Annotated in this window: 24 protein-coding genes; 16 read left to right on the top strand and 8 right to left on the bottom strand. The window is 71.4% G+C overall.

The window, feature by feature from the left end:
• Positions 1–8 precede the first annotated feature (8 nt).
• The 7 genes from IEX89_RS01765 to IEX89_RS01735 all read left to right on the top strand — a co-directional run bounded on the left by IEX89_RS01765 (position 9) and on the right by IEX89_RS01735 (position 8050).
• Positions 9–1892 (top strand): DUF294 nucleotidyltransferase-like domain-containing protein, encoded by a 1884-nt coding sequence (locus IEX89_RS01765; RefSeq protein WP_188908868.1) that lies wholly within the window; start codon positions 9–11, stop codon positions 1890–1892.
• A gap of 24 nt (positions 1893–1916) precedes the next feature.
• Positions 1917–2450, top strand: a complete 534-nt coding sequence (locus IEX89_RS01760; RefSeq protein ID WP_188908866.1) for a hypothetical protein — start codon at positions 1917–1919, stop codon at positions 2448–2450.
• A gap of 74 nt (positions 2451–2524) precedes the next feature.
• On the top strand, positions 2525–2893 hold the full coding sequence (locus tag IEX89_RS01755; protein WP_188908863.1) for a response regulator transcription factor: 369 nt from the start codon (positions 2525–2527) through the stop codon (positions 2891–2893).
• A gap of 211 nt (positions 2894–3104) precedes the next feature.
• Entirely contained in the window at positions 3105–5249 is a 2145-nt protein-coding gene (locus tag IEX89_RS01750) for a 3'-5' exonuclease (protein ID WP_188908861.1), read from the top strand.
• Between the two features lie 166 nt (positions 5250–5415).
• The gene (locus tag IEX89_RS01745; RefSeq protein WP_188908859.1) at positions 5416–6396 is read left to right on the top strand and encodes an aliphatic sulfonate ABC transporter substrate-binding protein; all 981 of its coding nucleotides are present in this window, start codon (positions 5416–5418) and stop codon (positions 6394–6396) included.
• Positions 6393–7250, top strand: a complete 858-nt coding sequence (locus IEX89_RS01740) for an ABC transporter permease (protein ID WP_188908857.1) — start codon at positions 6393–6395, stop codon at positions 7248–7250. The genes IEX89_RS01745 and IEX89_RS01740 overlap by 4 nt, the downstream gene beginning before the upstream one ends.
• 23 nt (positions 7251–7273) lie before the next feature.
• Entirely contained in the window at positions 7274–8050 is a 777-nt protein-coding gene (locus IEX89_RS01735) for an ABC transporter ATP-binding protein (protein WP_188908855.1), read from the top strand.
• Between the two features lie 30 nt (positions 8051–8080).
• Here the strand turns inward: IEX89_RS01735 and IEX89_RS01730 are convergent, their stop codons facing one another.
• Positions 8081–8704 (bottom strand): TetR/AcrR family transcriptional regulator, encoded by a 624-nt coding sequence (locus tag IEX89_RS01730; protein WP_188908852.1) that lies wholly within the window; start codon positions 8702–8704, stop codon positions 8081–8083.
• Positions 8705–8830: 126 nt separating this feature from the next.
• On the opposite strand from IEX89_RS01730, the gene IEX89_RS01725 reads away from it, so the two are divergent.
• From IEX89_RS01725 to iolG, 3 genes are read left to right on the top strand one after another with little or no spacing between them, the layout of a single operon-like run.
• Positions 8831–9967: an efflux RND transporter periplasmic adaptor subunit gene (locus IEX89_RS01725; RefSeq protein WP_188908850.1), complete on the top strand. Its 1137-nt coding sequence runs from the start codon at positions 8831–8833 to the stop codon at positions 9965–9967.
• Positions 9968–9983: 16 nt separating this feature from the next.
• Positions 9984–13097: an efflux RND transporter permease subunit gene (locus IEX89_RS01720; protein ID WP_188908848.1), complete on the top strand. Its 3114-nt coding sequence runs from the start codon at positions 9984–9986 to the stop codon at positions 13095–13097.
• A gap of 39 nt (positions 13098–13136) precedes the next feature.
• On the top strand, positions 13137–14138 hold the full coding sequence (gene iolG, locus IEX89_RS01715; RefSeq protein WP_188908847.1) for an inositol 2-dehydrogenase: 1002 nt from the start codon (positions 13137–13139) through the stop codon (positions 14136–14138).
• Positions 14139–14150: 12 nt separating this feature from the next.
• Here the strand turns inward: iolG and IEX89_RS01710 are convergent, their stop codons facing one another.
• On the bottom strand, positions 14151–14633 hold the full coding sequence (locus IEX89_RS01710) for a helix-turn-helix domain-containing protein (protein ID WP_188908845.1): 483 nt from the start codon (positions 14631–14633) through the stop codon (positions 14151–14153).
• 388 nt (positions 14634–15021) lie between these two features.
• On the opposite strand from IEX89_RS01710, the gene IEX89_RS01705 reads away from it, so the two are divergent.
• Positions 15022–16188, top strand: a complete 1167-nt coding sequence (locus IEX89_RS01705) for a TadE/TadG family type IV pilus assembly protein (protein WP_188908842.1) — start codon at positions 15022–15024, stop codon at positions 16186–16188.
• Positions 16189–16197: 9 nt separating this feature from the next.
• Here the strand turns inward: IEX89_RS01705 and argE are convergent, their stop codons facing one another.
• Both argE and apaG read right to left on the bottom strand, forming a co-directional pair.
• On the bottom strand, positions 16198–17361 hold the full coding sequence (argE, locus tag IEX89_RS01700) for an acetylornithine deacetylase (protein ID WP_188908840.1): 1164 nt from the start codon (positions 17359–17361) through the stop codon (positions 16198–16200).
• A gap of 39 nt (positions 17362–17400) precedes the next feature.
• Positions 17401–17793, bottom strand: coding sequence for a Co2+/Mg2+ efflux facilitator ApaG/CorD (gene apaG / locus IEX89_RS01695; protein WP_188908839.1), 393 nt, complete (start codon positions 17791–17793; stop codon positions 17401–17403).
• Between the two features lie 112 nt (positions 17794–17905).
• On the opposite strand from apaG, the gene IEX89_RS01690 reads away from it, so the two are divergent.
• Entirely contained in the window at positions 17906–18547 is a 642-nt protein-coding gene (locus IEX89_RS01690; RefSeq protein ID WP_188908836.1) for a CDP-alcohol phosphatidyltransferase family protein, read from the top strand.
• Positions 18548–18551: 4 nt separating this feature from the next.
• Here the strand turns inward: IEX89_RS01690 and IEX89_RS01685 are convergent, their stop codons facing one another.
• Together IEX89_RS01685 and IEX89_RS01680 are read right to left on the bottom strand one after the other, a co-directional pair.
• Positions 18552–18923 carry a helix-turn-helix domain-containing protein gene (locus IEX89_RS01685; protein WP_188908834.1) on the bottom strand — a complete coding sequence of 124 codons (372 nt, stop codon included), beginning with the start codon at positions 18921–18923 and terminating at the stop codon, positions 18552–18554.
• Positions 18905–19213, bottom strand: a complete 309-nt coding sequence (locus tag IEX89_RS01680; protein WP_188908832.1) for a BrnT family toxin — start codon at positions 19211–19213, stop codon at positions 18905–18907. Before IEX89_RS01680 ends, IEX89_RS01685 begins: the two co-directional genes overlap by 19 nt.
• Before the next feature lie 421 nt (positions 19214–19634).
• Between IEX89_RS01680 and IEX89_RS01675 the strand changes: the two genes are divergently transcribed.
• The 4 genes from IEX89_RS01675 to IEX89_RS01660 all read left to right on the top strand — a co-directional run bounded on the left by IEX89_RS01675 (position 19635) and on the right by IEX89_RS01660 (position 23614).
• Positions 19635–19823, top strand: coding sequence for a hypothetical protein (locus tag IEX89_RS01675; RefSeq protein WP_188908830.1), 189 nt, complete (start codon positions 19635–19637; stop codon positions 19821–19823).
• Between the two features lie 110 nt (positions 19824–19933).
• The gene (locus IEX89_RS01670; protein ID WP_188908828.1) at positions 19934–20950 is read left to right on the top strand and encodes a BMP family lipoprotein; all 1017 of its coding nucleotides are present in this window, start codon (positions 19934–19936) and stop codon (positions 20948–20950) included.
• Between the two features lie 38 nt (positions 20951–20988).
• Entirely contained in the window at positions 20989–22503 is a 1515-nt protein-coding gene (locus IEX89_RS01665) for an ABC transporter ATP-binding protein (protein ID WP_188908826.1), read from the top strand.
• A 262-nt stretch (positions 22504–22765) separates the two neighbouring features.
• A complete protein-coding gene (locus IEX89_RS01660; protein ID WP_188908824.1) occupies positions 22766–23614 on the top strand; it encodes a C40 family peptidase in 849 nt (282 codons plus the stop codon).
• A 64-nt stretch (positions 23615–23678) separates the two neighbouring features.
• On the opposite strand, the gene IEX89_RS01655 is transcribed toward IEX89_RS01660, so the two are convergent.
• Together IEX89_RS01655 and IEX89_RS01650 are read right to left on the bottom strand one after the other, a co-directional pair.
• Positions 23679–24257 carry a TerD family protein gene (locus tag IEX89_RS01655; protein ID WP_188908821.1) on the bottom strand — a complete coding sequence of 193 codons (579 nt, stop codon included), beginning with the start codon at positions 24255–24257 and terminating at the stop codon, positions 23679–23681.
• 64 nt (positions 24258–24321) lie between these two features.
• Positions 24322–25305, bottom strand: coding sequence for a calcium/sodium antiporter (locus IEX89_RS01650; protein WP_188908819.1), 984 nt, complete (start codon positions 25303–25305; stop codon positions 24322–24324).
• Positions 25306–25412: the final 107 nt, after the last annotated feature.

Below are 25412 nucleotides of genomic sequence, written 5' to 3'. Positions count from 1 at the left end.
AGCCGCCCATGACGCAGCCCGCGTCCCGCCCCTCGGATGCCGATCCCGCTCCGCGCGAGGCCGCCCGCGACTTCCTGGCTCGCCATCATCCCTTCGATCTCCTCCCCGAGGATGCGCTCGCGTTCTTCGTCGCCGCAGGCGAGATCCGCACGCATGCCGACGGCGCCGTGCTCCTGCGCCACGCCATGCCGGTGGCGCGGGTCGAGATCCTGCTCTCCGGAATGGTCGACGCCTTCTCCGCGGAAGGCGAGCGCGTCACGCGCTATGCCCCGGGGGAGACGGTGGGCGCCCGCGCCATCTTGCGCGAGAAGCCGTCCAGCGTCCGCGCCGTCGCGATCGAGCCGACGCGCACCCTCGCCGTACCCGCCGGCGCCTTCCTCGCGCTCCTCGCCGCGCACCCCGCCGTCGACGCCTTCTTCGATCGCCTCCGCATCGCCGCCGCCCGCCGCGCCGCCCCTCGCGAGGCGCCCGGCGAGAGCGGGCTCGCCGCGCCGCTTTCGGATGTGATGACGCCGAACCCCGTCGCCGTCTCTCCCGGCACGCCGGTGCGCGAAGCGGCGGCGATCATGGCCGAGCGCGCCATCTCCTGCGTCCTCGTCGAGGACGAGGCCGGGGCGCTCGTCGGCCTCCTCACCACCGGCGATCTCACGAGCCGCATCGTCGCCCGCGGCCGCTCGGCGGACACGCCCGTCGCCGAGGTGATGACGCCCGCGCCGGTGACGCTCGCGCCCGACGCCCTCGTCTACGACGCCATGGTGCTGATGTCCGAGCGCGGCTTCGGGCACCTGCCCATCGCCCGCGGCGGGCGGGCCGACGGCGTCCTCACCCGCACCAACCTCGTGCGGCGCCAGACCGTCTCGGCCATGTACCTCCTCGCCGACGTGGCGAAGGCGCAGAGCGTGAGCGCGCTCGCCGGCATCGTGGCGCGGCTGCCGGAGCTCCTCGTGCAGCTCGTCGGCTCGGGCATGCGCCCGCACCGGGTCGGCCACGCGATCACCGGCGTCGCCGACGCCGTGACGCGCCAGCTCCTCAAGCTCGCCGACGCGCGGCTCGGCCCCGCGCCCGTGCCGTATCTCTGGCTCGCCTGCGGCAGCCAGGGCCGGCGCGAGCAGACCGGCGTCTCCGACCAGGACAATTGCCTCATCCTCGACGATACGTACGAGGAGGCGCGCGACGGCGCCTATTTCGGCGAGCTCGCCCGCTTCGTCTGCGACGGGCTCGACGCCTGCGGCTATTTTCTCTGCCCGGGCGACATGATGGCGACGAATCCGCGCTGGCGCCAGCCGGCGGCGGTCTGGCGCGCCTATTTCGCCGGCTGGATCGCCAAGCCCGACCCGATGGCGCAGATGCTCGCCTCCGTCATGTTCGACCTTCGCCCGATCGCGGGCGAGACGGCCCTGTTCGAGGGGCTGCAGGCGCAGACGCTCGCGCTCGCGCGCAAGAACAGCATCTTCCGCGCGCATCTCATCGCGAACTCCCTCAAGCACACGCCGCCGCTCGGCCTGTTTCGCGGCTTCGCGCTGATCCGCTCGGGCGAGCACAAGGACGCGGTCGACCTCAAGCATTCCGGCGTCGTGCCCATCACCGATCTCGCCCGCGTCTACGCCCTCGACGGGGCGATTCCCGCGGTGAACACCCGCGAGCGCCTGCTGGCCGCGCGCGAGGCCGGCACCCTCTCGGAGAGCGGCGCGGCGGATCTCGTGGACGCCTACGACCTGATCTGCGAGACGCGTCTCCAGCACCAGGCGGCGCAGGTCCGCGAGGGCGCAAAGCCCGACAACTTCCTGAAGCCGTCGAGCCTCTCGGCGCTTCAGCGCAACCACCTCAAGGACGCCTTCGGCGTCGTCAAGGGCCTCCAGGCCGCGCTCGCCCACGGGCGCTCCGCGGGCTGAGGCATCGATGGAAACGAGTTTCGTATGTGGTTCAACCTGATAGCGATCTTCGTCCTCGGCATCGCGGTGGCCGGCTCGGTCATGCTCGGCTTCAAGGCGTTCGGCCGCAAGCCGCCGCGCTGGATCCTGCCGATCGCCGCGGGCATCGCGATGATGACCTACACGCTCTACAACGATTATTCCTGGTTCTCGCGCACCGCGGGCGCGCTGCCCCAGAGCGTCGCCGTGGCGCGCAGCTACGAGCAGACGAACCCGCTCCAGCCGTGGACCTATCTGTTCGCCCCGGTGAACCGCTTCGTCGCCGTCGGCCGCGTGGTCCCGGCGCCCGGCGAGACCGGCTACCGGATGGCCGAGGTCCATCTGCTCCAGCGCTACGTGCCGACGGTGACCGCGACGATGGTCTTCGATTGCGCCGGCGGGCGGCGGGCGGATCTCGTCGATCTCGACGGCTTCGACGAGGCGGGCGAGCCGATCGGAGGGCGCTGGCAGCCGCTCACGCCGGACGACCCGCTGCGTTCCGTCGTGTGCGCGGAGGGCGGCGGGCCGCCGAGCGCGTGAGGATCGGCCGAGCGCGGGCCAACCGCGCCGGCTCATGACAGGCAGCCCTGGGAGGGCGAGGAGGAGGGGTCGAGGTGGCGCGACGCGTGCTCGTCGCCGAGGACGAGGAGCCGATGCGGGCCGCGCTCGCCCGCCTCCTCGCCGCGGCGGGATGGGAGGTGGAGACGGCCGACGACGGCGAGGCCGCGCTCGCGGCCCTGCGCCGCGCGCCGCCCGATTGCGCCGTGCTCGACGCCATGCTCGCCGGCCGCGACGGCTACGACCTCTGCCGCGCCATGCGCGCCGACCCCACGCTCGCCACCGCCCGCATCGTCCTCACCAGCCCCCGAGGCCGCGCCGTCGACCGCGAGAAGGCCCGCGCGCTGGGCGCCGACGCCATGCTGACCAAGCCCTTCGCCTTCGCCGACCTCGAAGCGGCGCTCGCCGACGGGAGGAGCCGATGAGCCCGATCTCTCTCCTTCCCTGTAGGGGAAGGTGGCGCGCCGCGAAGCGGCGTGACGGACGGGGCGCGCGGGACGCGCGTTCGGCGCAGCCGAAATCGCCGTTTCCATCCTGGCACCGGGCTTCCGCTGCGCGGAACGCGGCTTACGCCGCGCCCCATCCGTCTCGGCTGCGCCGAGCCACCTTCCCCTACAGGGAAGGAGAGCGCGCGCCATGAACCCCGCTCGCTGGTCGCTCCGCTTGCGCGTCTTCCTGTTCTTCGCGTTGATCGCGCTCGGCGCGGCGGCGGCGATCGTCGGCGTGCTCGTCCATCTCGGGCGTACGCTCGCCCCGGAGAGCACGGCGCCGCTGGTGCTGGCGGGGCTCGTCTCGATCGGAGTGACCACGGGCCTGTGCGCCTTCGTCTGGCTGAAGTTCGACGAGCACGTGGCCAAGCCCCTCGTCGCCATCGCCGCCGACGTCCGGGCGGCGGTCCATGCCCGCGTGCCGCAAAAGCCGCCGGCGATCGAGAAGGGCCGCTATCTCGGCATTCTCGCACCGGCGGTGGCGGAATTCACGCAGGCGCTCGAGGAGGCGCGGCGCGAGGTCGACGCCGCCGTCGCCGCCGCGACCGCCGATGCCGAGCGCGAGCGGCGCAATCTCGAGATCGTCCTGCGCGACCTGCGCCAGGGCGTCGTGATCTGCACGCTCGCCCACAAGGTGACGCTCTACAATCGTCGGGCGCTCGAGATCCTCGGCGCCGCGGGCGAGATCGGCCTCGACCGGCCGCTGACGGAGGTGCTCTCGGGGCGCGTCCTCGCGCATACGCTGGAGCGGCTGGAGGATCGCTTCCGCACGGGGCGCCACAACATCCACCGCGACGGCCTCACGACGACGCTGGTGGGCGCGACGCGGGCGGAGCATGCGCGCATCGTGGGGCGCATGTCGCTGATGCTCGACCCCGACGGCGCGCGCCCGACCGGCTACGTGCTCGCCTTCGAAGACGTGACGAACGAGCTCGCGGCCGGCGTCTGGCGCGACCGGCTGCTCCAGGACGGCATCCGCGACATGCGCGAGCGCGTGGCGGCGCTGGCGCTCGCGGGCGATCTCCTGGCGCGCGGCGAGACGCCGGATGCAGACGACATTGCGCTCACCCGCGCGCTCCTGCGGCGCGAGCCGGCGGAGCTCGGCGATCGGCTCGATCGGCTGGAGGAGGCCGCGTCCGACCTCGTCTCCGGCGCCTGGCCGATGGCGACGACGCATTCGCCGACACTGTTTCAGCTCGTGCGCGTGCGCCGCTCGGAAGGCCGCGACCTCGCCTTCGAGGCCGTGGGCGCCCCCGCCTGGCTGCGCTGCGATTCGGCGTCCATCACGGCGCTCGTCGAGCATCTGGCGAACCGCATCGCGGTCCACGCCGGCACGCACGCCTTCCGCATGGAGGCGCTCGCCGAGAACGGGCGCGTGCGCCTTCTCGTCTCCTGGTCGGGCGAGGCGCCGGCGCCGTCCACCGTCGAGACCTGGCTCGCCGAGCGGCTCGAGGACGGGGCCGGCGCGGTGACCGGGCACGACGTCCTCGCGCGCCATCGCACGGATCTCTGGTGCGTACCCGACCCCGACCAGCCCGGCCGCGCGCGGCTCGAGCTGCCGCTCGCCGCCGCGCGGGAGGAGGACCTGCCCATCGCCAAGGCGCCGACGCCGCTCGCCGAGCGCGCCGAGTTCTACGATTTCGGCCTCCTCGGCACCCTCGCGCCGACGCCCCTCGACGACAGGCCCCTGCGCGCGCTGACCTTCGTCGTGTTCGATACGGAGACGACGGGGCTCGACCCGCGGCGCGACGCTTTGTGCTCCATCGCGGGCGTGCGCATCGTCAACAACAGGCTGATATCGGGCGAGCTCTTCGACGTCCTCGTCGATCCCGGCCGGCCGATCCCCGCCGGGGCGAGCCGGGTGCACGGCATCACCGACGCCATGGTCGCGGGCGCGGAGCCGCCGGGCGCCGTGCTCGCGCGCTTTCGCGCCTTCGCCAGCGAGGCCGTGCTCGTGGCGCACAACGCCGCCTTCGACCTCGCCATCCTGCGCGGCGGCGGGGAGGGGGCCGGCGTGACGTTCGACGCGCCCGTGCTCGACACCGTGCTGCTCGGCGCCCACGTCTTCGGCACGTCCGAGAGCCTGACCCTCGACGCCTTGGCCGAGCGCTTCGGAATCGTCATCCCGCCGGAGGCGCGCCACACCGCGCTCGGCGACGCGCGGGCGACGGCGAAGGTGCTGCTCGGGCTCATCCCGCTCCTGGAGGCGGACGGCGTGCGCACCCTGCGCGACGCGCTCGCGGTCTCCGACAAGCAGGCGCGGCTGCGGAGGCGCATGGCGGCGCAGGGGTGAGGTATTGCACTTGTCTAAATGTGGAATAAGATAATCCACACGTAGCGGGTTGACGTTCGCTCGGATCGTTCGTTAGAAAGAACAGCATAGTCGCTCGGAGCCGCGGGCCGGCCTCCTGCCAGCTCCTTGCGCAGCGATGCTCTCGAACGAAACCGGGGAATTTTCGATGACGCTCACCCGCCGCACCCTCTTGTCCGGCCTCGGAGCCGGCCTCGTCGCCCCGTTCGTGCTGACGAACCGGGCCGTCGCACAGAACAAGCCCGACACCGTCACCGTGGATTTCGCCACCTACAACCCGGTGAGCCTGCTCCTGCGCGAGCGCGGCTACCTGGAGGAGGCGCTCGGCACTGACGGCATCGACGTGCGCTGGGTCCAGACGCTGGGCTCGAACAAGGCGCTCGAGTTCCTCAATGCCGAGGCCATCGACTTCGGCTCGACCGCGGGCGCGGCGGCGCTGGTGGGTCGGCTCAACGGCAACCCGATCCGCACGATCTATCTCTACTCGCGCCCCGAATGGACGGCGCTGGTGACGCGCCCGGACACGGGGATCGCCAGCGTCGCCGATCTCGCCGGTCGCACCGTCGCCGTGACCCGCGGCACCGATCCGCACATCTTCCTGGTGCGCGCGCTCGCCGGCGCCGGCCTGACCGAGCGCGACGTGCGCCTCGTCCTCCTCCAGCATCCCGACGGGCGTCTCGCGCTCGAGCGCGGCGACGTCGACGCCTGGGCAGGCCTCGATCCGATGATGGCGGCCGCCGAGCTGGAGAGCGGGGCGGAGCTGTTCTATCGCGATCCCGGCGCCAACACCTACGGCACGCTCAACGTCCGCGAGAGCTTCGCCGAGGCCCATCCCGAGATCGTGCGCACCGTGCTCGCGGCTTACGAGCGCGCCCGCGACGAGGCGATCGCCGATCCCGCGGCCCTCGCCGCCGTGCTCGGCGACGTGACGCGGCTGCCGCCGGAGATCGTCGCGCGCCAGCTGGAGCGCACCGACATCACGAACCCGGTCATCGGCGCGGCCGAGCGCGAGACCATCCGCGCCGCCGGCATCGCCCTCGTGGACGCGGGCGTGCTCCCGGCCGATTCCGACATCGACGGCACGCTCGACGCCCTGATCGACGGCCGCTTCACGGTGGCTTCGCGATGAGCGGGGGCGCCATCGGGAGCGAGGAGGGCAGGGAGATCGGCGAGCGGCTGCCCGCGCGTCGGCTCGCCCTGCCGCGGCTCGGGGCGAACCTGCCCCGCACGCTCGCGCTCGCCCTCGCCCTCCCGCTCGCGGCGGCGCTCGGCTGGGAGGCGATCGTGGCGGCGGGCCTCGCGCAGGGCCGGCTCCTGCCGCCGCCCTCGCGGGTGCTCGCGACCTTCGCCGATCTGCATGCGCGCGGCGAGCTGCTCCTGCACGTCGCCGCGACGCTCTGGCGCGTCCTCGTCGGCTTCGGGCTCGGCGCCGCGGCCGGCCTCGCGCTCGGCGCGCTGTGCGGCGCAAGCCGCTTCGCGCGCGAGACCCTCGACCCGACGCTGCAGGCCCTGCGGGCGATACCCTCCATCGCCTGGGTGCCGCTCTTCATCCTGTGGCTCGGCATCTTCGAGGCCTCGAAGGTGGCCTTGATCGCGGTGGGCGTGTTCTTCCCCGTCTATCTCGGAGTGTGCGACGCCATCGCCTCCGTGGACCGCAAGCTCCTCGAGGTCTCGCGCGTCTTCCGGCTGTCGCGCGTCGAGACCGTGCGGCGCGTGCTCGTCCCCGCCGTCCTGCCGGAGACGCTCACCGCGCTGCGCTCCGGCCTCGGGCTCGGCTTCATGTTCGTCGTGGCGGCGGAGTTCATGGGCGCGTCCGAGGGCCTGGGCTATCTCCTCGTCGACGGTCAGCAGATGGGCAAGCCCGACCAGATCCTCGCCGCCATCGTCGCCTTCGCCCTTCTCGGAAAGGCCTGCGACCTCGTCCTCGTCGCCGCGACGCGCCCGCTCGTCGCCTGGCAGGACGTCGCCCGCGACCGCCTTTGACACGCCTGATCGGAGCCCGTCCCATGCTCACCATCGAGCGCCTCTCGAAGACCTATTCCGACGGCAAGCGCGCGCTGTCCGACATCGAGCTCGACGTGCGCCGCGGCGAGATCGTCGCCATCGTGGGCGGGTCGGGCTGCGGGAAGACGACGCTCATGCGCCTCGTCGCCGGCCTCGATCGGCCGAGCGCGGGGACGATCGCCATCGACGGCGAGCCGGTCGTCGACCCGCATCCCAAGATCGGCGTCGTCTTCCAGGAGCCGCGGCTCCTCCCCTGGCTGACGGTGGCGCAGAACGTCGCTTTCGGGCTCCTGCGTCGCCCCGCGGGCGAGCGGGACGGGGCGGTGGCGGACGCGCTCGAGCGCGTCGGCCTCGCCGAGCACGCCGACCGGCTGCCGCGGGATCTCTCCGGCGGTCAGCAGCAGCGCGTCGCCATCGCCCGCGCTTTCGCGGCGGGTCCGGAGGTGCTCCTCCTCGACGAGCCGTTCTCGGCGCTCGACGCCTTCACCCGCGCGGACCTGCACGGGCATCTCCTGGCTTTGTGGAAGGCGGCGGGGCTGACCATCGTCATCGTCACCCACGACGTCGCCGAGGCGGTGATGCTGGCCGATCGCGTCGTCGTCATGCGCCCCGATCCCGGCCGCGTCCACGACGAGATCGAGGTGCTGCTCGCTCGCCCCCGCGAGCGTACGAGCCCCGGCGTCGAGGCCGTCTCCCGCACGCTCTACGCCGCCCTCGACGAAGCCCGCCGCCCCGCCGCCCGCGAGACGGACCAGGAGGCCGTCGGTCTCTGGTGGTGAGGGGCGCCGTGCGCGCCCTGCCGGAAGGTGTCAGCCCGCCGCGCGCGCGGCGATCATTTCCGAGGCGAGCGCGATCTGGCGCTCGAACATCGCCATGTCCGGCTCCCGGTCCATGCCCATGATCAGCCGCATGAAGGCGTAGCCCTGCACGATCTGGAGGTAGGCGCCGGCGAGGAGGCGCACCTCCTCCGCGGGCAGGTCCGGCGCGTGGGCGGCGACGCGATCCGCCACCCGCTCGACGACGGGCGTCACCGCGCCCTCGTAGAACAGCTTCGAGACGTCGGGGGTGCGCTCCGCCTCCGAAAGGGCGACGCGGTAGGTGCCCAGCCGACGCGGATGCGTGATCAGCTCCACGAAGGCGTGGCCGATGGAGCGCAGCTCCTCCTCCAGCGTCGCGCCCGGCGGCGTCGGCGCGTCGACGAGCGTGCCTCCGCAGATCTCGCGCAGCATGTCGCGAAACAAGGCGTCCTTGCTGCCGAAATGGCGGTAGACGGTCATCTTGCCGACGCCCGCCGCCCGGGCGACCTCGTCCATGCTGGTCGCCGAGAAGCCGTCGCGCAGGAAGACCTCCTGCGCGCCCTCCAGGATGGCGCGCCGCTTGCCCGGGTCGAGGCTTCGGGTCGCGGCGCCGGTGCTCGCGATGGCGTGATCCATGCTCCCCCCTAGCACGTAGGTTCGGCGTTGACGAGACCCGGCGGTCTCGTTTAAGGCTGTGCGAGACGATACGGTCTCGTCTCGTTTTCCACCAGAGTTCGCACCGTTCCTCCGTGGGAGTGTGCCATGCCAACCCGCTTCGGCCGCGTGATTTCCCTCGTCGCCCAGATCGGCATCGTCGCCGCGACCGGCTTCGGCGTCGTGACGGGCGTCGGCGTCCTGCAGGACCGGGCGGATGCGCGGGCGCAGGCCGCGCGCGCCGAGCCCGAGCCGTTGCCGGTGAGCGTCACGCGGCTCGTGCGCGAGACGGGCTACGTGGTCGAGGACCGCTATCTCGGCCGGCTGGAGCCGGCGCGGGAGGCCGATCTCGCCTTCGAGCGGCCGGGCCTCGTCGTCGAGGTGCTGGTGGAGGAGGGGGCGCGCGTCGCGCAAGGCGCGCTCGTCGCGCGGCTCGACACGGCCGCTCTCGACGCCGAGCGCACCCGCCTTCTCGCGCAGCGCGACCAGATCGCCGCCTCCCTCGATCTCGCGAGGCGCACCCTGGCGCGCCAGCGGGAGCTCGGCGAGGCGGGCCACGCCTCGAGCCAGCGGCTCGACGAGGCGCGGCTCTCGGCCGAGCTCGAGGCCGCGCGGCTCGCCGAGGTCGATGCGGCGATCGCCCGCCTCGACGTCGACATCGCGAAGACGGCTCTGCACGCGCCCTATGCCGGCACCATCGCCGCCCGCGCCGTCGACGAGGGGACGGTCGTCTCCGCGGGCACTCCCGTCGTGCGGCTGCTCGAGACGGAGGCGCCGCGGGCGCGGGTGGGGCTCTCGCAAGAGGCCGCCTCGGCGCTCGCGGTCGGGGATCGCGCGACGCTCGTCGTCGCGGGGCGCGAGGTGCCTGCGCGCGTGCTGGCGCTGCGCCCGGATCTCGCCCGCGACACGCGCACCGTCACGGCGCTCCTCGCCCCCGAGCGTCCTGTGGACGTCGCCTTCGGCGCGAGCGTCGAGCTGCGGCTGCCGCGGCGCATCGAGGAGCCTGGCTTCTGGCTTCCCGTGGCCGCCTTGAGCGAAGGCCGGCGCGGCACCTGGAGCGTGCTCGTCGCCGAGGCCGGCGAGGCCGAGCCGGCGCGGATCGTGCGCGAGGCGGTGGAGGTTCTGCACGTGGTGGACGATCGCGCTTTCGTGCGCGGCACGCTGCGCCCCGGCGCCGCCCTCGTCGCCGGCGGCACGCATCGCTTGGCGCCCGGCCAGGCGGTTCTCGTCGCCCAAGCCGATTGAGCGGAGGCACCATGCCATGGACACGTTCTTCTACCGCAACCCGCGGCTCCTCTGGCTCGCCATCCTCACGGCCGTGGCGCTCGGCACCTCCGCCCTCCTGACCATCGCGCGCCAGGAGGACCCGACGATCACGAACCTGTTCGCGACGATCGTCACCACCTTCCCCGGCGCGGCGCCGGATCGCGTGGAGGCGCTGGTCACCGAGCCGCTCGAGGCGGAGCTGCGGACGCTCGCGGAGATCGAGGTGGTGGAATCCGCCTCCGCCGCGGGCGTCTCGTCGGTGACGATCGAGCTCTCGCAATTCCTGCCGGAGGACGGCCTGGAGGAGGTCTGGTCGGAGGTGCGCGACGCCGTCGACGCGGCCGCGCGGCGGTTCCCGCCGGGCGCGAGCGCTCCCGTCTTCGACAACGACCGCGCGGGCGCCTTCACCGCCATCGTCGCCATCGTGCCGCGCGAGGGAGTGGAGGTACCGCCCTCGATCCTGCGCCGCACCGCGGAGGAGCTGCAGGACCGCCTGCGCCGTGTGCCCGAGACGCGGCTCGTCAAGCTCTACGGCGCGCCCGAGGAGGAGGTCGTCGTCACGCTAGACCCCGCCCGGCTCGCCGCGCTCGGCCTCACCGCTTCCGAGGTCTCCCGCGCCATCGCCGCGGCGGACGCGAAGGTCGCCGCCGGTCAGGTGCGCGGCGCGCGCGGCGACCTCCTCATCGAGGTCGAGGGCGCCATCGAGGACCTTTCGCGGGTGCGCGAGATCCCCGTGCGCCTCGGCGCCGACGGCACCAGCGTGCGTGTCGCCGATCTCGGCACCGTCGCGCGGGCCGAGCGCCTGCCGCCGCCCTCGCTCGCCGTCTCGGAGGGGAGCGCCGGCGTGCTCGTCGCCGCGCGGATGGAGGCGGACCGGCAGGTCGACGTCTGGTCCGCGGCGCTCGCCGACACGTTGGACCAGTTCCGCGAGGAGCTGCCTGGCGGGCTGGAGGCGCGGCTCGTCTTCGACCAGGCGCAGTACACTGCCGCGCGCCTGGGCGAGCTCGGCGCGAATCTCGCGCTCGGCGTCTCGCTCGTGATCGTGGTGTTGCTGCTCACGCTCGGCTGGCGCGCGGCGCTGATCGTGGCCGCCGTGATCCCGCTCGCCGCGCTCGTCTCCATCACGATCATGCAGCGCACGGGCATTACCATCCAGCAGATGTCGGTGACGGGGCTGATCGTGGCGCTCGGCCTCCTCGTCGACGCGGCGATCGTGATGACGGACGAGATCCGCCGGCGCATCGCCGAGGGCGTCGCGCCGCTCGCCGCCGTCGGGCAGTCCGTGCGGCGGCTCGCGGCGCCGCTCCTGGCCTCCACGGTGACGACGGTGCTCGCCTTCCTGCCGATGGCGCTCTTGCCGGGGCCGGCGGGCGACTTCGTCGGCTCGATCGCGCTCGCGGTGATCATCATGCTCTTCGCGTCGCTGGCCATCGCGCTGACGATCACGCCGGCGCTCGCCGGGCGGCTTCTCGCGCAGACGCGGGGCGGGCAGGGCGGCATGCTCTCGAACGGGGTGACGATTCCCGTCCTGGGGCGCCTGTTCGATCGTTCGATCGCGCTCGCGCTTCGCCACAAGCTCGCGGCCCTGGCGCTCTCGCTGGCGCTGCCGGTGGCGGGGTTCATGTCGTTCCCGACGCTCACCGCGCAGTTCTTCCCGGGCGTCGAGCGCGACCAGCTCTACGTGCAGGTGCTGCTCCCCGCCGGCACGGCGATCGGCGAGACGGCGCGGATCGCCCGCGCGGCCGACGCGGTGATGGGGGACGCGCCCGAGATCGTCTCGACCCATTGGGTCGTCGGCGAGAGCGCGCCGGCCTTCTACTACAACATGCAGGCGAACCGGGACGCGACGGCGCATTTCGCCGAGGCGCTGGTGTTCACGCAAAGCCCCGATGCCACGGACGCGCTGATCCCGCGCCTCCAGGCCGAGCTCGACGCGGCCCTGCCGCAGGCGCAGATCCTGGTGCGCGGCCTCGTCCAGGGCCCGCCGGTCTCGGCGCCCCTCGAGATGCGCCTCGTCGGGCCCGATCTCGAGACGCTGCGACGCCTCGGCGCCGAGGCGCGCGCGCTCATGGCCGACATCCCCAGCGTCATCCACACGCGGGCGACGCTGGAGGGCGGCGCGCCCAAGCTCGTCTTCCGGCTCGACGAGGACGAGGTGCGGCTCGCCGGCCTCGACCTCGCGAGCGTCGCCGCCCAGCTGCAGACGACCCTCGAAGGCGCGACCGGCGGCTCGCTCCTGGAGGAGACCGAGGAGCTGCCCGTGCGCGTGCGCGTCGGCGAGGGCGTGCGCGGCGATCTCTCCGCCGTGCGCGGCCTCGACATGGTCGCCGCGGGCGGCGCGGCCGCAGGAGAAGGGCATCCCGGCATCCCGCTCTCGGCGCTCGGCGATTGGGAGATGGTGCCCTCCGAGAGCCCGATCGCGCGGCGCGGCGGGGAGCGGATCAACGTCGTGCAGGGCTACCTCGCTCACGGCATCCTGCCGGAGGAGGCGCTCGGCGTGCTGCAGGCGCGCCTCGCCGAGGGCGCGCTCGCCCTGCCCGAGGGCTACCGGCTCGAGTTCGGCGGCGACAGCGACGCCCGCGCCGAGACCGTGCGCAACCTCGTCTCGACGCTGGGTCTCGTCGTGACGCTCACCGTCGTGACGATCGTGCTCACCTTCCTGTCGTATCGGCTGGCGCTCGTCGCGGGCGCGGTCTGCGTCCTCTCCTTCGGGCTCTCCGTGCTGGCGCTCGCGCTCCTGCAAATGCCCTTCGGCGTCCAGGCGCTGATCGGGGCGATCGGCTCCATCGGCGTGTCGATCAACGCGGCGATCATCGTCATCACGGCGATCCAGGAGGACGAGGCGGCGCGCACCGGCGATCTCGATGCGATCCGTGCCGTGGTGGTGCGCTCGGCGCGCCACATCGTCTCGACCACGGTCACGACGGTGGGAGGCTTCCTGCCGCTGATCCTCGCGGGCGGGGGCTTCTGGCCGCCCTTCGCGGTGGCGATCGCCGGCGGCGTGCTGCTCTCGACCGTGGTGTCCTTCTACTTCACGCCGACGCTCGTCGCTCTCGTGCTCTCGCGGCGCGGCAGGAATGCGGTCGCGGCATTGCCCTCGCCGGCCTGAGAACGTTCACTCCCCGCTCGATTCGACAGGGAGGAGACCATGACCATCCGTTTCGCGCTTCTCGGTGCGGGCCGCATCGGCAAGGTGCACGGCGCCGCCATCGCCGCGGTGGAGGGCGCCCGCCTCGTCGCGCTCGCCGATCCGGACGCGGCAGCCGCCGCCGCGCTCGCCGCAAAATACGGTGCCGATATCCGTGAGGTCGAGGCCATCGCCGCCTCGGACGACATCGACGCCGTCGTGGTGGCGAGCCCCACGGACCGTCACGCCGAGCAGATCGAGCTCTTCGCCCGCGCCGGCAAGGCGATCTTCTGCGAGAAGCCCATCGACCTCTCGCTCGAGCGCGTGCGCGCCTGCCTCGCCGTGGTCGAGGAGACGAAGACGCCGTTCATGCTGGGCTTCAACCGGCGCTTCGATGCATCCTTCATGGCGCTCAAGGCGCAGATCCAGGCGGGGCGGATCGGCACGCCCGAGATGGCGACGCTGACGTCGCGCGATCCCGCCCCGCCGCCGATCGCCTACATCCGCGTGTCGGGCGGGATCTTCCGCGACATGACGATCCACGATTTCGACATGGCGCGCTTTCTCATGGGCGAGGAGATCGCGCAGGTCACCGCCCGCGCGGCGGTGATGGTCGATCCGGCCATCGGCGAGGCGGGGGACTTCGACAGCGCCAGCGTGGTGCTGGAGACCGTATCCGGGCGCCAGGTGATCGTCTCGAATTCGCGGCGCGCGTCCTACGGCTACGACCAGCGCATCGAGGTGCATGGGTCCAAGGGCATGATCGCCGCGGAGAACCAGCGCCCGGCCATGATCGAGGTGGCCGACGAGGGCGGCTTCACGCGCCCGCCGCTCTACGACTTCTTCATGACCCGCTACACGCAGGCCTATGCCAACGAGATCGCGGCGTTCGTCGCGGCGTTGACCGACGGCGCGCCGATCACCTCGACCGGCGCGGACGGGGTCGCGGCGCTGCGGATCGCGGAGGCGGCGCTCCTCTCCGTGCGCGAGGGGCGGACGGTGGCCCTGTCCGAGATCCCTTGAGAGGGGGGAGGCTCAGCCCTCCGGATCGCCGCTGGAGGCATCGCCAACGCGGCCGCGCAGGAGCTTGAGCACGGACATGGCCACGTCCCAGCTCACCTCCTGATTGATCTCGATCCGCGCCCGGCCGTGCCCGAGATCCTCGATGCGCGCCGTCGTCTTCTGCGCGGCGCGCAAGGGGTCGATCTCCTCCACGAGATCCGAGACGGCGACGTCGAGAACCTGGGCGAGCGCCTCGATCTGCGCCATGCGCCGCGGCAGGCTGCGGCCCTTGGCATAGGACCAGACGCTGACGTCGGACATGCGCAGGCCCGTCGGCAGGTGCTCCTGCGCTCGCCGCGCGGTCTCGCGATAGGTCAGGCCGCTGCGCTTGATCGCCTGCCAGAGACGATGCGCGAAGACGTCCTTGTCGATGGGGAGCGTGCGCTCCTTCTGCGCCCGCGGCACCGCGCGCGAGGCGGCGGGAGGACGGTCGTTCGGCGGGCGGTCTTCTGACATGGCCTTGAGGGCTCCGGAAACGGGTCGGCCGCCCCGGCGCACGCGTCGCGCGCCGGCCGGGACGGCCGTTGTCGTCGTCGTCGAACAGGAAGCGACGCGTCGGCAGGACGCCGATCGCTTCGAGAGATCGTGTAGCCGAACGAAGGTCGCGAGACGATCGAGGATCGTTCCGAATTCAGGCGAATGAATTTAGAAATGGAAGCAAATCGATATCTTCCTCTCGACTGAGGCGAGAGGTGGTAGTTACCGAAATATTGCATCCATCTTCTAAATGCCTGCTCGTACGCCGCGGGCGGGGAGGGGCAGGACGTCGCACCGCGTCGACGGTCTTCCTAAGCGTAACTTAACAAACCGAAGCTAAGCTGTGCGCAATATCCGGAGTAGCGGCATGCGTTCCTTCTTTTCCGATACGCGGGGCAGCGTCGCGCTGATGCTGGCGCTCGTCCTCGTGCCGCTGGTGGGCGTCGCCGGCGCCGCGGTCGACTACACCCGCACCACCAACGCCCGCACGCAGATCCAGGCGGCGCTCGATGCGGCCGTCCTCGCCGGCGCTCGCGCCGACGGTGACGCGATCGCCGCCGCGCAGCGCGCCTTCGACACGAGCGACGTCCCCGGTGCGACCGGCGTCGTCGGCCGCTTCAGCCTGGGCGCGGACGGGCGCGTCATCGGGCAGGCGAGCTTCAGCGTGCCGACGACGTTCCTCTCCGTGCTCGGCATGCGCGCCGTCGATGCCGGCGTGGACGCTGAAGCGATCCGCGGCACCGATGCCGGCCCGTGCATTCTCGTCCTCGACGAGACCTCGCCGCAGCCCTTCCTCGTCAACAGCGGCGCCGACGTCCGGGCGCCCCGCTGCGAGATTCACGTGCGCGGCACCCGCAATCCCGCCGCCATCCTCAATGCCCGAGCGCAGCTCGACGTCGCGCGCCTGTGCATCGCCGGGCGGCGCATCATCGACAACGGCGCGGGCGTGTCGCGCGTCGAGCTCGGCTGCGAGGCCGCGAGCGACACCTACGGTGCGCGCATGCCGACGCCGAGCGTCGGCGCCTGCGACTATTCCAACGGCAACTACAACGGCGGCGCCGTCACGCTGTCGCCGGGCGTCTATTGCGGCTGGCACAATTTCAACGGCGCGCCGACCGTGACGCTGGAGCCCGGCCTCTACGTCGTGCGCGACGGCGGCTGGAACGTGAACGGCGGCGTCTGGCGCGGGGAGGGCGTGACCTTCTACTTCCCTTCGACGGCGAAGATCCAGTTCAACAGCGCCATGGACGTCGACCTCTCCGCCCCGACGAGCGGGAATACGGCCGGCATCCTGTTCTTCGAGGCGCCGGGCCTGTCGCGCTCGCAATTCATCCTCAACGGATCGATCGCGAACGACCTCGACGGGCTGATCTACCTCCCGAGCCGGGAGCTCGTGATGAACGCGACCTCGCGCATCGCGTCGGATGCGATCACCATCGTCGCCGATCGCGTCATCCTCAACGACATGGACTGGAACCTGGAGCCCGGCTCCGCCCGAGGCGGCGGCGATCGCGTCGCGCGCCTCGTTCGCTGAGCGCGCGCCTCAGCGCGACAGCTCGTCGGCGAGGCGGCGCAGGAAGGCCTCGCCGGCTGCGAGTTCGTCGAGGGTGATGTATTCGTCCGCCTTGTGGGCGCGGGCGATGTCGCCCGGGCCGCAGAGCACGGTCGGCAGCCCCACCGCCTGGAAGCGCCCGGCCTCGCTGCCGTAGGCCACGGTCATCGGCCGGTTGCGCTTGGCGAGCCGCAGCGCGAGGCGCTCGGCCTCCGATCCCTCGTCGGGGGCGAGGCCCGGCACGTCGACGGACCAGACGTTCTCGATGGTGCCGAAAGGCCCGTAGCGCGTCAGGCGCTCGGCGGTGACCTCCCGGGCGATCTCCTCCACCTGCGCCTGCAGAGCGCCGATGTCGACGCCGGGAATGTAGCGGATCTCCCAGCCGATGAGGCACTCGCGGGCGAGGATGTTGCGCGCGCTCCCGCCCGCGATCGTCGCCACGTGCACCGTCGAGAAGGGCGGGTCGAAACGCCCGGTCGCGTCGCCGTCGGCGATCAGCCGATCGCCCAGCCGGTTGAGCCGGTCGACGAAGCTGCCGGCGCCCATCACGGCGCTGGCGCCGTCGGTGATGCGCGAGGAATGCGCCTCCGTGCCGGTGACGCGGGTCTCGCACATGGCGACGCCCTTGTGCGAATCGGCGACCTCGAGACCCGTCGGCTCGCCTACGATGATTGCGGCCGGCCGCGGCACGTCGCGCCCCAGCGCGGCGATGGCGTCGACGACGCCGAGGCAGGTCGTCTCCTCGTCGTAGGAGAGGACGATGGTGATCGGGCGCTTCAGGTCGGCGGCGAGGAAGTCCGGCACGAGGGCGAGGACGAGCGCGTCGAAGCCCTTCATGTCGGTCGCGCCGCGGCCGTAAGCGCGCCCGTTCTCGACCCGCAGGCGATAGGGATCGCTCGACCAGGCCTGTCCCGCCACCGGCACCACGTCGGTATGGCCCGAGAGCACGACGCCGCCCTCGACGTCCGGGCCGATCTGCGCCACCAACGCCGCCTTGTCGCCCGCCGCGTTCGGCAGCCGGATCGTGCGCACCCCGTGGCCGGCGAGCCAGCTCTCGGCGAAGTCGATGAGGGGGAGGTTCGACTTGTGGCTCTCGGTGTCGAATCCGACGAGACGCTCGAGCATCTCGAGCGAGGTCATGCGGGCGGGGGGCATCGAGGACTGGTTCTTTCCGTGCGGGTGTCGGGGAGGGGATCAGTGCAGCGAGCGGCGGGAATAGGGGCTGTCCAGGGAGAAGGCTGGGATCTCGGCCTCGAACAGGTCTCCGCCGCTGCGCTCCATGCGGTAATGCCCTTGCATCGTACCGTCGGGCGTGTCCAGCGGGCAGCCGCTCGTGTAGGTGAAGACCTCGCCGGGCCCGAGCACGGGCTGGCGGCCGACGACGCCGGCACCGTGCACCTCCTGCACGCGCCCGTGACCGTCCACGATCTTCCAGTAACGATCGCGCAAGCGCACGCGCTCGGCATTGAGGTTGGTGATCTCGACGGTGTAAGCGAAGAAGTACCGCCCCTCGTCGGGATGGGACTGCTCCTCGAGGTAGGTCGGCGTCACGGTCACGCGGACGCCGTGCGTCACGGCGGTGTACATGAGCGGCCTCCAGCGTGTCCGCTGCGGACACGGAAAGGGTGTGTGACGAGGTGGTAGGGCTGCCGACGCGCATCGTCAATCCGAGGGCGATCCTCGAAGGGATGGGGCATTCATGCTCGACGGAGTGATGCGACGCCTGATCGACCCGCCGCTGACGCGCGCGGGCGTGCTCCTCGCGCGCGCCGGCATCGGCGCCGACGCGATCACCTCGGTCGGCCTCGTGCTCGGGCTCGCCTGCGCCGGCGCGATCGCCGCATCGGCGGACGTGCTCGCGCTCGTCTTCCTCGCCTTGTCGCGCCTGTGCGACGGACTCGACGGCGCGGTCGCGCGAGCCAGCGAGAAGACCGACCGCGGCGGCTTCCTCGACATCGTCTTCGACTTCGTCTTCTACGGCGCGGTGCCGCTGGGCTTCGCGCTGCGCGAGCCGGCTCTCTTCGGCCTGCCGGCGGCGGTGCTGCTGTTCGCCTTCTACGTGAACGGCGCCTCGTTCCTCGCCTTCGCCACGGTGGCGGCGAAGCGGGGGATGGAGACGGCGGCGCGGGGGATCAAGTCTATCTACTTCACCGCCGGGCTGGCGGAGGGGACGGAGACGATCCTCGCCTTCGCGCTGATGATCCTGTTCCCGCAGCTCTTCCCCATCATCTCCTACGCCTTCGCCGGCCTGACGGTGATGACCGCGATCTCGCGCATCGCCTTCGCCTGGACCCTCTTCCGCGACGACGACGATGAGGAGAGGGACGCCGAGCGCCGCTGACGCGTCAGCGCACGCTCTCGGCGAGCGAGCGCAGCACGCTCTGCGGATCGCGCTCGATCGCGCCGAGATAGGCCTCGAGCGCGGGATCGGGCAGGAGGCTGCCGGCTTCGAGCGCGACGACGGTGTCCAGCGGCAGGGCGTAGCGCGCGGCGAATTCCGGCTGGGACAAGCCGTCGCGCTGGCGCGACAGACGCACGCTGCGCCCGGCGACGGCACGGGCGAGCTCCTCGTCGGTCATGGGCTGTGCGTCGGGGTCTTCGAGCGCACGACGCTCGATCTCGTCGTCCGTCATGGCATCGAGCCGCGCGCGCCGCTCCGGCGGCATGTTCCGCATCGCCTCGCGGGCTTCTTCGAGCGTCATTCGAACGATTGCCATGCAAGGCCTCCGAGCTTCTCGAAATAGATCCGGCGCTCCCTCCGGCTCGCCAGGCGCGCGGAGATCACGCGCACCACACCGTCGCGCAGAGTGTAGCACACGAAGACGATCCGGTTCTCCATGCGACCAACCGTCTGCAGCCGCGTTTCGCCGTAGGGGTGACGAGCATCCGTCTCGACGACCCTCCAGGGATCGCCGAACACGGCGATCGCCTCTGCGAACGATACGCCGTGCTTCGCCTCGTTGCAGGCGGCTTTCACGTCGTCCCATTCGAAGCTCGTCGGCGGCACGGGCGAGATCTAGCTCGCGGCAGCCCCGGCCGCAACCAATCAGCAATAAGGCGAGTTCGAACTACCTCGAGTAATGAATCGATGCAAAAAAAAGCCGCCGAGAACGGCGGCCTTTAAGTCTAGGGAGGAAACGCCCAAGGAGGGCATGTGGCCTGCACGAGCGATCGCGCCGGCCACGTCTCCTAGATAGGCGTGTGCGCTGCAAAAACCAAGCTGAAAAGGACAGCATGGTTGCCTCTTTTTTGCTCCGTCCCGTTCATCCGTGTCGTTCCGCCGCACCGTTCCGGAACCATGGCGGCCGAGGCCGACGCCGCCGCGTCCCCGCCCTCGCGCCGTCGCGAGCCTGCCGCAAAGTCGCGCGATGAGCCCGCGCGCAGGCCGAGAGAACGGTGCGGCCCGCCGAACGGGGGAGATCACCACCATGGACAGAGCACAGGGCATGCGCCGTCCCGAGGACGCGCTCGCGATCGTGGAGGCGGCGCTCGCCGACATCCGCGCGCTCGAAGGTCTCCTGTCCGAGCGGCGCGTCGCCGCCGCGCGGCGCCGGCTCGCGGACGTCCACGCCGAGGCGAACATCGCCCGCCGCTCCCGATCCGTGCGCAGGCCGTGAACAACCGGCGCATTGCCACGCGAACGGGCTTTACTGTACGGGAAAGCCCGTGCCACGTTGGCACCAAACGGGGGTCGTACGCCCCCGTGCCTTAAGAGGGGTCCGCTCACATGAAGAAGACGATCATCGCCCTCCTGGGCGCGACGGCTCTGGCCTTCGCCGCGGTCGGTCCGGCCGCCGCCCAGGACGACGTTCGCCCGGCCATCATCTACGACCTCGGGGGCAAGTTCGACCGCTCGTTCAACGAGGGCGTCTTCAACGGCGCCACGCGCTTCCAGGAGGAGAGCGGCGTCGAGTTCCGCGAGTTCGAGCCGCAGAACGACGCCCAGCGCGAGCAGGCCATGCGCCGCTTCGCCCAGCAGGGCTTCTCGCCGATCCTCGCCGTGGGCTTCTCGCAGCAATCCGCGCTCGAGCGCGTCGCCGCCGAGTTCCCGGAGACCGAGTTCGCCATCATCGATTCCGTCGTCGACCTGCCGAACGTCGCCTCCTTCGTGTTCAAGGAGCACGAGGGCTCCTACCTCGTCGGCATGCTGGCCGCGCTCGCCTCCGAGAGCGGCACCGTGGGCTTCGTCGGCGGCATGGACATCCCGCTCATCCGCAAGTTCGCCTGCGGCTACGCCCAGGGCGTGAAGGCCGTGAACCCGGACGCCGAGGTCATCGTCAACATGACCGGCACCACCGGCGCCGCCTGGAACGACCCCGTGCGCGGCGGCGAGCTCACCCGCTCGCAGATCGAGCAGGGCGCGGACGTGATCTACCACGCGGCCGGCGGTACCGGCATCGGCGTGCTCCGTGCGGCGGCGGATGCCGGCGCGCTCGGCATCGGCGTCGATTCCAACCAGAACATGCTGCATCCGGGCTCGGTGCTCACCTCGATGCTCAAGCGCGTCGACAACGCCACCGAGCAGCTCTTCACGGCCTCCCTCGAGGGCTCGTTCGAGCCGGGCCTGCAGGTTCTCGGCCTCGCCGAGGACGGCGTGGGCTGGGCGCTCGACGAGAACAACGAGAGCCTGATCACGCAGGAGATGCAGGACGCGGTCGCCCAGGCCCGCGAGCAGATCGTCTCCGGCGAGGTCGAGGTGCACGACTACATGACGGACTCGTCCTGCCCGGCCGTGTCCCTCTGATCCGGTGAAGTCGCGTACCGCGTGAGGGTGAGCCGCAAATGCCTCCCGCCATCGAGCTCGTCGGCGTCAACAAGAGCTTCGGCCCGGTCCACGCCAACAAGGACGTGAACCTGACCGTCGAAGCCGGGACCATCCACGGCATCGTGGGCGAGAACGGCGCCGGCAAGTCGACCCTGATGTCGATCCTCTACGGCTTCTACGAGGCCGATACGGGGGAGATCCGGGTCAAGGGCGAGCGGCTGCGGCTGCGCTCCTCCGCGGACGCCATCGCCGCCGGCATCGGCATGGTCCACCAGCACTTCATGCTGGTGGACACGCTCTCCGTCGTCGAGAACGTCATGCTCGGCGCCGAGGGCGGGCAATTGCTCGCGGGCGGCGAGGCCAAGGTGCGCGCCGAGCTTGCGCGCTTCGACCGCGACTACGGCTTGACCATCGATCCCGACGTGCTGGTGGAGGACCTCTCGGTTGGTCTCCAGCAGCGCGTCGAGATCATCAAGGCGCTCTATCGCGGCGCCGAGATCCTCATCCTCGACGAGCCCACCGCCGTGCTGACCCCGCACGAGGCGCAAGGCCTGTTCGAGCTGCTCCGGACGCTCAAGGCCCGGGGCGTGACGGTGATCCTCATCACCCACAAGCTCCACGAGATCATGGCCGCGACGGACTACGTCTCCGTGATGCGCCGCGGCGAGATGGTGGCGACCGTGCCCACCGCCGAGACCTCACCCGCGCAGCTCGCAGACCTGATGGTGGGGCGCCACGTGCTGCTCCACGTCGAGAAGGGCCCGCATCGCCCCGGCGAGCCGGTTCTCTCCGTGCGCAATCTCTCCGTCGCCGACACGCTCGGCGTCATGCGCGTCGTCGACGTGTCCTTCGACGTGCGCGCCGGCGAGATCGTCGGCATCGCCGGCGTCGCCGGCAACGGGCAGAGCGAGCTGCTCGAGGCCATCGCCGGCATGCGGCCGATCGCGACGGGCTCGATCGCGCTCGCGGGCCGCACGCTCGAGGCGGACGACCGCGATCCGCATCGGCTGCGCAAGATGGGCCTCCTCCACGTGCCGGAGGACCGCATCCGCATGGGTCTCGTCCCCGCCTTCGAAGCGTTCGAGAGCGCGGCGCTCGGCTTCACCGACGATCCGATCTACGGCACCGGCCCGATCATGAGCCGCCCGCGCATGATCGAGGACGCGCAGCGCAAGATGGAGATGTACGACGTGCGCCCGCCGGCGCCCCGGCTGAAGACGGCGAACTTCTCCGGCGGCAACCAGCAGAAGCTCGTCCTCGCCCGCGAGATCGAGCGCGGCCCGAGGGTGCTCCTCGTCGGCCAGCCCACCCGCGGCGTCGACATCGGCGCCATCGAGTTCATCCACAAGCGGCTGATCGCGCTGCGCGACCAGGGCGTGGCGATCCTGCTCGTCTCCGTCGAGCTCGACGAGATCATGAGCCTGTCGGACCGCATCCTCGCCATGTGCGGCGGCCGCATCACCGGCGAGCGCCGCCCCGAGGAGACCAACGAGGGCGAGCTCGGCCTGCTGATGGCCGGCGTCGCGGCGTGACGTCGCTCACGCCCGATCGGCCGGTCGCACGTCCTTCCTTCCCTGTAGGGGAAGGTGGCGCCGCGCGCAGCGCGGTGACGGATGGGGCGCGGCGCGTGAGCGACGCGTTCCGCGAAGCGGAAAGCCCGGTGCCAGGATGGACACGTCGGTTTCGGCTTCGCCGAACGCGCGTCCCGCGCGCCCCATCCGTCTCGTCGCCTTCGGCGCCGATCCACCTTCCCCTACAGGGAAGGACAGAAGACCCGCCTCATTCGGACAGCGCATGACCCCCGACCGCCGCCTCACCCTCGCCCGCCCCGATCTCGCCGATGCCGCGCTCGAGGGCGTCGTCGCCGCCGCGCGCTACGTCGTGCCGGCGCGCCGCCGGGTGCGGGCGCCGCTCGTCGACCTGCGTCCCGAGCCTCGGCTCGATGCGGGCATCGACACGCAGGCGCTGATGGGGGAGGCGGTGGACGTGCTCGACGTCGACGAGGAGGGCTTCGCCTTCGCCCGGCTCGTGCGCGACGGCTATGTCGGCTACCTGTCCGCGGACGCGCTCGGCGAGGCCGAGCCCGCGCCGACGCACCGGGTCGCGGCCATTCGCACCTTCCTCTATCCCGGCCCCTCGATGAAGCTACCCATCGCCGGCTGGCTCTCCATGGGCGCCGCGATCCCCATCGAGGAGACGCGCGGCGATTTCGGTCACGCGCCCGGTGCCGGCTGGCTCTACCTGCCGCATCTCGCGCAACAGGACGCCGCGCCGGAGCCCGACTTCGTCGCGGTGGCGGAGCGCTTCCTGCACACGCCCTATCTCTGGGGCGGGATCTCGAGCCTCGGGCTCGACTGCTCGGGCCTCGTGCGCACGGCGCTCCACGGCGCGGGCCGCGCCTGCCCGCGCGACACCGACATGCAGGAGCGCGCGCTGGGCGAGGCGCTGCCGGAGGGCGCGGCGCTCGCCCGCGGCGACCTCGTCTTCTGGAAGGGCCATGTCGGCATCATGCGCGACGGCGAGACCCTGCTCCACGCCAACGGCCATCACATGGCCGTGGCGAGCGAGCCGCTGGCCGACGCCAGGAGCCGCATCCTGGAGAAGAGCTTCGGGCCGGTGACGAGTATCCGCCGCCTCGCCTGAACGGGAACGGCCCGCCGTGCGGATGCGCGGCGGGCCGTTCGCGGAAGCGCTCGATTCAGGCCGATCAGCCCACGTTCACGCCGTGGTGCTTGGCGAGCGGGCCGAGCCCGCCGGCGAAGCCCTGGCCGACGGCCTTGAACTTCCACTCGTCGCCGTGGCGATAGACCTCGCCGAAGATCATCGCCGTCTCGACGGAGGCGTCCTCCGAGAGGTCGTAGCGCGCGATCTCCGCGCCACCGGCCGCGTTCATCACGCGGATGAAGGCATTCGAGACCTGGCCGAAGTTCTGCTTGCGGCTCTCGCCCTCGTGGATGGTGACGCTGAAGACGAGCTTCTTCACGTCGGCGGGCAGCTTCGACAGGTCGACCTTGACCTGCTCGTCGTCACCCTCGCCCTCGCCGGAGCGGTTGTCGCCGGTGTGCTCGACAGAGCCGTCGCCGCCGATCTTGTTGTTGTAGAAGATGAAATCCTGGTCGGTACGCACCTTGCCGTCCTCCTTGACGAGGAAGACGCTCGCGTCGAGGTCGAACTCGGCGCCGTCCGTGGCGCGCGGATCCCAGCCCAGGCCGACGATGACGTTCGTCAGGCCGGGAGCCTCCTTGGACAGGGATACGTTACCGCCCTTCGAGAGAGAAACACCCATTGTCGTCTCCTTCCGGTGATGTGCGGCCCGCCGCGCAGGCCGCTTCGTGATGGAACGCGTGCGATCAGGCGAAGAGGAGATCCTGATACGAATAGACGATGAAGGCGAGATAGGCGACGACCATGGCGATTCCCATGGGCCGCCCGATCTTCGAGACCGTCAGCATCCAGGCCGCGAAGGCGAAGGTCACGCCCGCCATGACCCACATGTCGATGTCGACGAGGGTCGGGTCGATGGCCAGCGGCTTGATCATGGCGGTGATGCCGACGATCGAGAGGATGTTGAACAGGTTCGAGCCGACGATGTTGCCGATGATCATGTTCGTCTGCCGCTTGAGCGCGGCGGCGATGCAGGTCGACAGCTCCGGCAGCGAGGTGCCGATGGCGATGACGGTGAGGCCGATGATCGCCTCCGGCACGCCCAGCGCCGAGCCCGCCGCGACGGCGCCCTGCACCAGCATCTCCGAGCCGACGACGAGCGCGACGAGGCCCGCGAGCAGGAAGCCCATGCCCTTGCCGACGGAATCGATGCCCTTCTCCTCGATGTCGTCGTCGTGCTCGTCCTCCTCGGCTGCACCTTCGTCCTTCCAGTACTGGTAGGCGATGAAGGCGGCGAGGATGGCGAACATGCCCAGGCCCGCCCAGCGCGGCACGACGCCGTAGAGCATCAGGGCGACGAGGATCACGGTGGCGACGAGCATCATGCCCATGTCGCGCATCAGCTCCGACGGCTTGCCGTGGAGCGCGAAGACGAAGGCGGTAGCGCCGATGATGAGCAGGATGTTGGCGATGTTCGAGCCGACGATGTTGCCGAGCGAGATGCCCGGAAAACCCGTCAGGTTGGCGTTCACCGAGGTGAACAGCTCGGGGGCCGAGGTGCCGAAGGCGACGATGGTCGCCCCGATGAAGAGCTTGGACAGCCCCGCGCGCTCGGCGATGAAGGCGGCCGCGTCGATCGTCCAGTCTCCGCCCTTGATGAGCAGGAACAGGCCGAAGGCGATGGAGCCGAAGGCGAGGACCGCCAGCTGGTAGTCACCGATCTCGTTCATGGATGCGCGCGAAGGCTCCGGGAGGGTTTCGGGGGAATAGAGCGGGGGACGAAGGGGAGGGGATGCGGCACGCCCCCGGTCGCGAGCGGGTCAGCGACCGGGGGAGC

The sequence above is a fragment of the Salinarimonas ramus genome, from assembly GCF_014645695.1.
Taxonomy (GTDB): domain Bacteria; phylum Pseudomonadota; class Alphaproteobacteria; order Rhizobiales; family Beijerinckiaceae; genus Salinarimonas; species Salinarimonas ramus.
The sequence above is the reverse complement of the archived record's forward strand: the minus strand, read 5'-3'. Positions and strand labels throughout refer to the sequence as shown.